Genomic DNA, 3,387 nt, shown 5'->3' on the forward strand with positions numbered 1-3,387 from the left:
GCTACGGCAATTGCTCCGGCTTGTGATGCTTCAGCCAATCTTGCAAGGCCGCGTCCATACGCCCTTGCCAGCCGGAACCCGTGGCACGAAAACGTTGAACCACCTGTTCGGAGAGACGCACCGCTACGCGTTCCTTGCCCGTATCGGACTCGGGGCGGACGGCACGGAGCCGCGCTTCATCCCATTCGTCATCGCTCAGGACTGGGTTGTCGGGATCGTCCGCAGCGACTGCCGTGAGGGCTGCATCCTCCTCCGGTGTGGGCAGGATCACCCTTCGGCCCGATCTAGTTTTCAGATGCATAACGTTTCACCTCACGCCGATTGGCCTTGCGCAGGCTGATGATACGGCGCCATGCCCCTCGTTCTACATAGACTACCGAGTAAAGCCGGTCGTTCATCAGGACCAGCCCCGCCATCCGCGGCTCGCCATAGTGCCTGCGCCGATCTTCCCAGGCGAAAAGCGTATCCCACTCGAGCCTCGAAGCCTCTGCAAGGGACAGACCGTGCTTGGCGAGATTGCGTGCATCCTTGTCGTGGTCGTATTCCAGTTCCATGGAAATCCGTCAAAAACCGGCTCAGGTCGGTATCACCGCCCCCCCTGTAGGAGCGTGCCTCGCACGCGAATCGGCGTTTGGTGTTGCACCCACCCCACCAGCGCCTGCAGCGCGTTCGCGAGCAGGGCTCGCTCCTACAAGGTCTGGGCGGCCGTGACTGCAGATGCAACACTGGATGCGAACGCAGGACAGAAAGGGCTTTCGACCATCCATTTCTGAAGGCCACACCTCCCTGGTTGGACCACGCCTCCACACGGGTCGGACCAAGCCAAGCCATAAGAAAAGCGGGGACGGACTTATTTTCTCACCGTGGGGCACGCATCAAGACTGCTCATGAGTCTGCCCCAAGCGGGGCATTCCCATGGTCTGCCACTGGCTGAACGGGTTCATTCAGAAGCCGCTGGACGGTTCCAACAGGCAGGAATAGTCGCCGCGGATTGGAGGGCAGCGGCATGAAGCCATAGCCTTCGTATAGCGCCCGCCGCCGTGCCACCCGCTCCGGGTCACCGCAATCCAGGACATCGAGCATGACAACCGCAATGCCAATATGATCGGCCGCGCGGGCGATACGCGCGAGGGCATCGAACAGCAGGTCCCCGCCAATGCCGGTCCCGCGATAACGCGCGTCCCGGCCCATCATCGAGATGAACGCAGCGGGTATCGAACCGTGCGCGGGTCGGCTTCGGGCATAGCGTGCCGGTAGGGCCTCGTAGCAAACGGCGTGTGCGTTGAGCGTGTAGAACCCCGCAACCGCGCCATCGGGTGCGACCATCACATACAGGCGCACGTTGCCCGCCTTCGCCAGTTTATTCGCGGTGTTTTGGAAATAGTTGTCCACGGCGGTCACGCCGCAGCGGAATCCCTTCCGATCGTGCCGCTCGGGATCGAACGGCTCAATGACGAAGGGCCGCCCGACGGCCCCTCCCATTACCCGGAAACCGTCCGCGCGCGACTGCGACGAGCAGCTTCACGCAGCGCGTGGGTCGGCTCCCCCGGCTCGTCCAGGGCGGCGAAAAACGCCGCGTGGTCCTCTGTGCTCAGCACCGTACGCTCGTGGGTGGCGATGGTCTCTAGCGCCGCCCGATAGGCGGCATTGATCACGAACGACGAATCATCCATGCCGGATAGCGATGCGGCCTCCCGGATGGCCTGCTTGATCCGGGACCGCGTCCGGAAGTGCATCCGGGCGTCATTGCGCTCGTCCCCTTCGCCTGACGGGTGGTTGACCGGATTCATAACGATGCCCACTTTCCTTGACTTGGGTCGAAAGTGTACTCCGGATAGGCGTACACCACAAACGGCGACAGATTCAGGTTCTCACGTCCGGCGCGACGGCGGGCGCGTAAGCGCAGTGGCCATTTCTGGATTCGGGGTGATGGCAGTGGGGTGCATCACAAAGCCCGGTAGAGCGATTCACGGCTCATGCCTGCCTCGGCGGCCACAGCACCCAACCCACCGTAGGCTTCGGCAACGGTGCGCAATGCCAGCAGGCCGGCAAGCGCGATCTTCGGGACCATCGAGAGATGCCATCGCGGCCTTCAGAATCGCAGTGATGGGATTCGTGCTGCGTGCGGCTGCGGTTAGGTTACCCGGCGAGGGTTACTGCGACGTTGTGACCGTTGGCTTCGGCCCAGGCTTCAATCTCGGCCTTCAAGGCTTCCCGGGCGTCGCGTTCGCCGTGGATCAGGCGGATTTCCTTTGGCGCTTGCGGGATGCCCTGGATGAAGGCGAGCAGGTCGTTCTGGTCCGCGTGGGCGGAGTAGCCGCCGATGGTGTGGATGCGGGCGCGGATGTCGATGCGTTCGCCGTCGAGCTGCACCCAGCCGCCGCGCGGGCCGTGGCGCTGGATGGCGCGGCCGGGGGTGCCTTCGGCCTGGTAGCCGACGAACAGTACGTCGTGGCGTTCGTCACCGAGCATGCGCTTGAGGTAGTTCACCACCCTGCCCCCGGCGGCCATGCCGCTCGCGGCGATGACGACCGCGGGGCGACCGGTGCGGGCGAGATAGTCAACGGTCTGCAGGTGTTCTTCGTGGCTGTCCACGGTGTACAGGTTTTCGAAGGCCAGCGGGTGGCGGCCGTGGCGCAGGCGTTCGCGGGCCTCGAGGTCCCAGTAGGGCTTCAGGTCGCGGTAGGCCTCGGTGAAGCGTGCGGCGAGCGGTGAGTCGACGATGATTTCGAGATTTCGCCAGCGTGCATGCCGGTGTGCATGGGGACGGAATTCAATTCCGTCCCCTTCGGCTACATGAATCAGGTCTTCGAGTTCGTAGAGCAGTTCCTGGGTGCGGCCGATGCTGAAGGCCGGGATGAGGACGGTGCCGTTGTTTTCCAGCGCGTGCTCGATCGCGGCCTTCAGGCGTGCCTGGCGGGTGCTGCGGTCTTCGTGGACGCGGTCGCCGTAGGTGCTTTCGAGGACGAGGATGTCGGCGCGCTCCGGCGGGTTGGGGGCCGGGAGAAGCGGGCTGTTGGGGGCGCCGAGGTCGCCGGAGAAGACGATGCGGGTGGTGGCCTCCTCTGCCCCGTCATCGCGAGGAGCGGAGCGACGTGGCGATCCAGGCGGCGTGTGGACTGCCGCGTCGGCTTCGCCTCCTCGCAGTGACGGATTTGCCTCCGGCGTCTGGATGTCCACTTCCACGTACGCCGAGCCGAGGATGTGGCCGGCGCGTTGGAGGCGGATGCGGACGTGGTGGCGTTCGTCTTCGATCACGGTGTGCCAGGTCTGGTATTCGAGTGGGACGAGGCGGCTGTGCACTTCTTCGAGGAAGCGCTCGATGAGCGTGCGGTCGCGCGTGAAGCCGACTTTCAGGGCGTCTTCGATCACCAGCGGCAGCAGCCG

6 protein-coding genes are annotated in these 3,387 nt (G+C 64.4%); all 6 read right to left on the minus strand.

What is annotated here, in order from left to right:
• Position 1: 1 nt before the first annotated feature.
• Entirely contained in the window at positions 2 to 301 is a 300-nt protein-coding gene (locus ACESLR_RS11810; protein WP_373067615.1) for a BrnA antitoxin family protein, read from the minus strand.
• Entirely contained in the window at positions 285 to 554 is a 270-nt protein-coding gene (locus tag ACESLR_RS11815) for a BrnT family toxin (RefSeq protein WP_373067622.1), read from the minus strand. The genes ACESLR_RS11810 and ACESLR_RS11815 overlap by 17 nt, the downstream gene beginning before the upstream one ends.
• A 331-nt stretch (positions 555 to 885) precedes the next feature.
• The gene (locus ACESLR_RS11820; protein ID WP_373067627.1) at positions 886 to 1,401 is read right to left on the minus strand and encodes a GNAT family N-acetyltransferase; all 516 of its coding nucleotides are present in this window, start codon (positions 1,399 to 1,401) and stop codon (positions 886 to 888) included.
• Positions 1,402 to 1,481: 80 nt separating this feature from the next.
• Complete coding sequence (locus tag ACESLR_RS11825) at positions 1,482 to 1,790, minus strand: DUF1778 domain-containing protein (protein ID WP_373067633.1); 309 nt, start codon at positions 1,788 to 1,790, stop codon at positions 1,482 to 1,484.
• Between the two features lie 155 nt (positions 1,791 to 1,945).
• Complete coding sequence (locus tag ACESLR_RS11830; RefSeq protein ID WP_373067639.1) at positions 1,946 to 2,071, minus strand: hypothetical protein; 126 nt, start codon at positions 2,069 to 2,071, stop codon at positions 1,946 to 1,948.
• 68 nt (positions 2,072 to 2,139) lie between these two features.
• A partial coding sequence (locus tag ACESLR_RS11835; RefSeq protein ID WP_373067646.1) for an MBL fold metallo-hydrolase RNA specificity domain-containing protein occupies positions 2,140 to 3,387 on the minus strand: 1,248 nt, incomplete at its 5' end.

The organism is Thioalkalivibrio sp. (assembly GCF_041685615.1).
Classification (GTDB): Bacteria; Pseudomonadota; Gammaproteobacteria; order Ectothiorhodospirales; family Ectothiorhodospiraceae; genus Thioalkalivibrio.